Consider the following 6,067-nt stretch of genomic DNA (forward strand, 5'->3'; position numbering starts at 1 on the left):
AGCACGTATCGATGAGGAAGCTGCGCTCGCGCGTCACGGTGGAGGGGCTCGACCGCGCCCCGCACCGCGCCTTCATGCGCGCGATGGGTCTGGATGATGTCGACATCGCCAAGCCGATGATCGGCATCGTCAGCCAGAAGGGCGAGCAGACGCCCTGCAACATGACGCACGACTTCCAGGTCGATGCCGCCAAGACGGGCGTCTCCGAGGCGGGCGGCACGCCGCGCGAGTTCGCCACCGTTTCGGTGTCCGACGGCATCAGCATGAACCATGAGGGAATGAAGTTCTCTCTGTTCTCGCGCGAGCTGATCGCCGATTCGATCGAGGCCGTCGTGCACGGCCTCGCCTATGACGCGCTGATCGGCTTCGGCGGCTGCGACAAGACCTTGCCCGGCGTGATGATGGGCATGGTCCGCTGCAATGTGCCGTCGATCTTCATCTATGGCGGCAGCGCGCTGCCCGGAAAATATCAGGGCCGCACGCTGACGGTGCTCGACTCGTATGAAGCGGTCGGCAGCTACATGACCGGCGAGATCGACGCCACCACGCTGGAGGGCATCGAGCGCTCGTGCCTGCCGACGATCGGCGCCTGCGCCGGGCAGTTCACCGCCAACACCATGGGCATGCTGTCGGAGGCGATGGGGCTGTCCATGCCCAACGTCTCGATGATCCCCGGCGTCTATGTCGAGCGCGGCCATGTCGCGCGGCAGGCGGGGCGGCTGATCATGCAGATGCTCGCCAAGGATGGTCCGAGGCCGCGCGACATCGTCACCCGCAAATCCCTGGAGAACGGTGCGGCGATCGTCGCCGCCACCGGCGGCTCGACCAACGCCGCGCTGCATCTGCCTGCGATCGCCAACGAGGCCGGCATCCGCTTCACGCTCGACGATGTCGGCGAGGTGTTTTCGCGCACGCCGCTGATCGGCAATCTCCGGCCCGGCGGCAAGTACACCGCCAAGGACGTCTATGACATCGGCGGCGCGGCCGTCGTGATCCGCGCGCTGATCGAGAGCGGTCACATCGACGGTTCCTGCATCACGGTGACCGGTCGCACGCTCGCCGAGCAATATGGCACGGCCAATGCACCCGATGGAGAGGTCGTCTTCACTCCGGCCAAGCCGATGATGGCCGATGGCGGCGTCGCGGTGCTCAAGGGCAACCTCGCGCCGGATGGCGCGGTCATCAAGGTCGCCGGTCTCAAGAACCTGGTGTTCGAGGGCCGTGCCCGCGTGTTCGAGGACGAGGAGGCCTGCGTCGCCGCGGTCCGCGCGCGCAACTACCAGGCGGGCGAGGTGCTGATCATCCGCAACGAGGGACCGGTCGGCGGCCCCGGCATGCGCGAGATGCTCGGGGTCACCGCGCTGATCTACGGCCAGGGCATGGGCGAGAAGGTCGCGCTGATCACCGACGGCCGCTTCTCCGGCGCCACCCGCGGCATGTGCATCGGCTATGTCTCACCGGAAGCCTTCGTCGGTGGTCCGCTGGCGCTGGTGCGGGACGGTGACCCGATCCGGATCGATGCGAAAGCGCGCACGCTCGACGTGCTGCTGGATGAGCGCGAACTCGTCTCACGCCGTCAGGCCTGGACGCAACGGCCGCCGCGGCACCGCGCGGGCGCGCTCGCGAAGTACGCGAAACTGGTCGGGCAGGCGCCGCTCGGCGCCGTCACGCATGAGGGACCTGCGGAATGGCCCTGGTTCGATCAGGAGCAGGAATGAGCCGCGACGCGCGACGATTGGCAGGGTTCTTGCTAATCTTGCGACCACACACCCCGTCATTCCGGGGCAAGCATCGAGGCGCAGCCTCGATGATTCAACCCGGAATCTCGAGCCTAGTGAGCATGAACGCAAGGCAAGCTCGAAATTCCAAAGTTGTCGCCGTGAGGCGAGTAAGCTCTCGAGGCTCCCTCCCCCCTTGTGGGGGAGGGTTGGGGAGGGGGGTAGCCGAGAGAGCGGTGGGTGTGGCCAGCCCCCCTCCCTAGCCCTCCCCCACAAGGGGGGAGGGAACGACCTCGGGCGGGGAGATGGCCGTGCTCATTGCAGTCGGCAGGCGGCTTGAACGACCGACGTCGTGAGGCGGGCCAGCTCCAGGTTCAAGACCCTCAGGCTTGCCCCAGCAATGACGGTGGATGTGGATACGGACGAATATCTAAGGCGGTCTGTGATGCCTGATGATTGGGAGCCTCTGAGCGTGCTGCACCGGAAAGAGAAGTCGACATGGGCGTGACCCCGATCCGACCAGGCGAGCTCGCGGGCGTTCCGCTCGGCCGCAGCCCAGCGACTCCGATCATCGAGATCGACCACGTCTCGCAGGTGTTCAAGACCTCGTCGCGTCGCGACCACACCGCGCTGTCGGATATCTCGCTCTCAGTGGAGGAGGGCGCCTTCGTCTCGATCCTCGGCCCGTCCGGCTGCGGCAAGTCGACCTTGCTCTACATCGTCGGCGGCTTCGTCAAGCCGACCAGTGGCGCCGCGAGGATGAAGGGCAAGCCGATCACCGGCCCGGGCACGGATCGCGGTCCGGTGTTCCAGGAGTTCGCGCTGTTTCCCTGGAAGAGCGTGCTCGGCAACGTCATGTACGGCCCGCTGCAGCAGGGCATGAAGCCGGCGAAGGCCGAGGCGCTCGCGCGGACCTTGCTCGCGATGGTCGGCCTCACCGGATTCGAGAAATTCTATCCCAAGGAGCTGTCCGGCGGCATGAAGCAGCGCGTCGCGCTGGCGCGCACGCTCGCCTATGGCCCCGAGGTGCTGCTGATGGACGAGCCGTTCGGCGCGCTCGATGCACATACGCGCACGCGGCTGCAAAACGACCTGCTCGACATCTGGGAGCGTGACCGCAAGACCGTGCTGTTCGTGACGCATTCGGTCGAGGAAGCCGTGTTCCTGTCCGACAAGGTCGTGATGATGTCGCGCTCGCCCGGCCGCATCCGCGAGGTGATCGACATCGACCTGCCGCGCCCGCGCCGTCGCGAGGAGCTGCTGCTCGACCCGCGCTACCAGAACTACATTGTCGAGATCGAGCGCATGTTCGACGCCTCCGGCGACAACGAGCTGCCGTCATGAACGGGCTCGTGAAGCCGCTCGCGCCGGTGCTGGCCTGCTGCGGGCTGCTGCTGCTCTGGCAGCTCGCCTCGCTCGGGCTGAAGAACGACAGCTTCCCGACCGCGCTGGAGTCGTTGCGCGCGATCCCGCCGATCCTGACCGACAAGGAATCCCTGATCAACATCCTGGCGTCGCTGCGGCGGATGGCGATCGGCTTCGCGCTGGCGCTGGCGTTCTCGATCCCGTTGGGCTTGCTGATGGGCCGCAGCCGCGCCACCGCCGCGTTCTTCAATCCGCTGCTGATGCTGATCTACCCGGTGCCGAAGGCGGCCTTGATGCCGATCATCATGCTGTGGCTCGGCGTCGGCGATATCTCCAAGACGCTGGTCATCTTCCTCGGCGTCAGCCTGCCCGTGATCTACCACAGCTTCGAGGGCGCCAAGGCGGTCGAGGAGAAGATGCTGTGGTCGGGCGCCGCCATGGGCCTGTCGCCGGCCGAGCGCCTGCTGCGCATCGTGCTGCCGGCCGCGCTGCCGGAGATCCTGACCGGCTGCCGCACCGGACTGGTGCTGGCGCTGATCACCATGGTCACCAGCGAGATGATCGCGCGCCAGTCGGGCGCCGGCAATATCCTGTTCAACGCGCTCGACATGGGCCAGTACGACACGGTCTTCGCGATGATCATCATCGTCGGCGCGATGGGCATCTGCCTCGATGCCGCGTTCGAAATCGTCAGGCGCTGGCTGGTGCGCTGGTCCGAGCCGCAGTTCGACATGCCCCTGAGCTTCTCATGACGCGCACCTCGAACAATGTCGCCCTCGGCGCGGCCCCGATCCTCCTTCTGCTGCTGCTGTGGCAAAGCCTCGTGTCGTTCGGCTATGCGCCGCCGACCCTGCTGCCGCCGCCCGGGCAGGTGTTCCTGCGCATGGCGCAGCAGCTCTCCAGCGTCACGTTCCAGCAGGACATCGCCGCGACCCTGTTCCGGCTGTTCGCCGGCTTCGCCATCGCCGTCGTGCTCGGCGTCTCCCTCGGCATCGCCGCTGCGGTGAGCCCGCCGATTAACGCGGCCGTCAAGCCGATCGTGCGCGTGCTGGCGCCGCTACCTAAGGTCGCGCTCTATCCGGCCTTCCTGCTGCTGCTCGGCTTCGGCCATGAATCCAAGATCATGCTGGTGGCGGCGGACGCGCTGTTTCCGATCCTGCTGTCGACCTATTACGGCGCGACCACGATCGAGCAGAAGCTGATCTGGTCGGCGCTTGCCGCCGGCACGCCGCCGCGCGACGTGCTGTGGAAGGTTGTGCTGCCGGCAGCCATGCCCTCGATCCTGACCGGCTGCCGCATCGGCCTCGTGATTTCCTGCATCGTGGTATTCCTGGCCGAGATGATCACCTCGACCGACGGACTCGGCCACGTGCTCGTCACCGCCGCGCGCACCTTCCAGGCGGTCGACATGTTCGTGCCGTTGATCACGATCTCGCTCTTGGGCCTCATTCTCAACGCCCTGCTGCAGGGCCTGCGCGCGTATTTGCTGCGCGGCTTCCCCTCCGTCTGATAAAAGCAACCAACGACAATTCGGGAGAACGACCATGCTGGCGGATCGCATCGAGGCGAAATGGATCGACGCATTCTGCGAGATCTTCGAGCGCTGCGCGGTGAAGGCCGGCGACACCGCCGCCATCCTGTCGGAGACGCAGTCGCGTCCGCTCAACGTCCACATCGCCGAACTGGCGCTGCTGCGCATGGGCGCGCGCCCCTTCCATGTGATCGTGCCGACGCCGCGCAATCCCCACCCGGTGCCCGTGCGATCGACCGGCGCGTCCGAGGCGATCGGCAAGCTCGGCCCCGTCGTGACGGCCCTCCAGCAGGCCGGCTTCGTCGTCGACTGCACCATCGAAGGTCTAATGCATGCGGTGGAGACGCCGGAGATCCTCAAAGCCGGCGCGCGCATTCTCGTGATCTCCAACGAGCATCCGGAAGCGCTGGAGCGCATGCGGCCCGATGCAGCGCTGGAGAAGCGCGTCCGCGCCGCCGCCAAGATGCTGCGCGGCACCAAGCGGATGCGCGTGACCTCGAAGGCCGGCACCGATCTCGACGTCATCATGGAGGGGGCCTCGACGGTCGGCGTCTGGGGCTGGACCGATCGTCCCGGTACCTTGGCGCATTGGCCGGGCGGCATCGTCGTCAGCTTCCCCAAGAGCAAATCGGTCAACGGCACCATCGTGATGGCGCCCGGCGACATCAACCTCACCTTCAAGCGCTATCTGTCCTCGCCCGTCACGATGACGATGCGCGACGACTACATCACGGATCTGGAAGGCGAGGGCGCCGATGCCGCGATGATGCGCGCCTATCTCGCCTCCTGGGGCGATCGCGAGGCCTACGCCGTGTCGCATGTCGGCTGGGGCATGAATCCCGGCGCACGCTACGAAGCACTGACCATGTACGACCAGCGCGACACCAACGGCACCGAACTGCGCGCCGTCCCAGGCAACTTCCTGTTCTCCACCGGCGCCAACGAATTCGCCGGCCGCTACACGGCGGGCCATTTCGATCTGCCGATGATGGGAACGACGATCGAGCTGGATGGGGTGGCCGTGATCAAGCACGGCGTGCTGCAGGACGTGTTCGGGTAGTCCTTTCTCTCGGATAGCCCTCTTAGTCGTATTCGAGCACTCGCCCCGCGGGCAGTCTGCTCCCCTCCCCCTTGTGGGGAGGGGTCGGGGGTGGGGGTCCCCGAACTCTGCTCTCAGAGAGGAGAGCTGAGCTCCGGTCCGCGGGCGAACCGCCTGTTGGACGCGATGCCCCCACAGCGTCATTGCGAGCGCAGCGACGCAATCCAGGGTAGTTTGCGCAAGCCTCGATTGCTTTGCGTGTCTCCCCGGCGGTGCCGCTGACGGCTACAAGCGCTGGCAATTCGCGGTACATTTACCCCAACGCCGTTCAGCGCCCTGACCGACCGGGTTGATCCCTGACATTTTGAACCGGGCTGACTCCTGACAGTATTCGATCACTGCTGGCTTGTCTCC

At 66.3% G+C, this 6,067-nt stretch carries 5 protein-coding genes; all 5 read left to right on the forward strand.

Annotation, left to right across the window (positions count from 1 at the left end; translation table 11 throughout):
- Window positions 1-11 precede the first annotated feature (11 nt).
- Complete coding sequence (gene ilvD / locus ACQR1Y_RS25415) at window positions 12-1,718, forward strand: dihydroxy-acid dehydratase (protein WP_434878666.1); 1,707 nt, start codon at window positions 12-14, stop codon at window positions 1,716-1,718.
- A gap of 498 nt (window positions 1,719-2,216) precedes the next feature.
- Window positions 2,217-3,062, forward strand: a complete 846-nt coding sequence (locus tag ACQR1Y_RS25420; RefSeq protein WP_434878665.1) for an ABC transporter ATP-binding protein — start codon at window positions 2,217-2,219, stop codon at window positions 3,060-3,062.
- Complete coding sequence (locus tag ACQR1Y_RS25425; protein WP_434856713.1) at window positions 3,059-3,835, forward strand: ABC transporter permease; 777 nt, start codon at window positions 3,059-3,061, stop codon at window positions 3,833-3,835. The genes ACQR1Y_RS25420 and ACQR1Y_RS25425 overlap by 4 nt, the downstream gene beginning before the upstream one ends.
- Entirely contained in the window at window positions 3,832-4,593 is a 762-nt protein-coding gene (locus ACQR1Y_RS25430) for an ABC transporter permease (protein ID WP_434878664.1), read from the forward strand. Before ACQR1Y_RS25425 ends, ACQR1Y_RS25430 begins: the two co-directional genes overlap by 4 nt.
- Window positions 4,594-4,627: 34 nt before the next feature.
- Window positions 4,628-5,674: a peptidase M29 gene (locus ACQR1Y_RS25435; protein ID WP_434856711.1), complete on the forward strand. Its 1,047-nt coding sequence runs from the start codon at window positions 4,628-4,630 to the stop codon at window positions 5,672-5,674.
- Window positions 5,675-6,067 lie beyond the last annotated feature (393 nt).

Source organism: Bradyrhizobium sp. HKCCYLRH3099 (assembly GCF_051167855.1).
GTDB lineage: Bacteria > Pseudomonadota > Alphaproteobacteria > Rhizobiales > Xanthobacteraceae > Bradyrhizobium.

Coding starts and splice junctions, on each gene's coding strand:
- ACQR1Y_RS25430 (WP_434878664.1), top strand. CDS start 3,832: ATGACGCGCACCTCGAACAATGTCGCCCTCGGCGCGGCCCCGATCCTC.
- ACQR1Y_RS25420 (WP_434878665.1), top strand. CDS start 2,217: ATGGGCGTGACCCCGATCCGACCAGGCGAGCTCGCGGGCGTTCCGCTC.
- ACQR1Y_RS25425 (WP_434856713.1), top strand. CDS start 3,059: ATGAACGGGCTCGTGAAGCCGCTCGCGCCGGTGCTGGCCTGCTGCGGG.
- ACQR1Y_RS25435 (WP_434856711.1), top strand. CDS start 4,628: ATGCTGGCGGATCGCATCGAGGCGAAATGGATCGACGCATTCTGCGAG.
- ilvD (WP_434878666.1), top strand. CDS start 12: ATGAGGAAGCTGCGCTCGCGCGTCACGGTGGAGGGGCTCGACCGCGCC.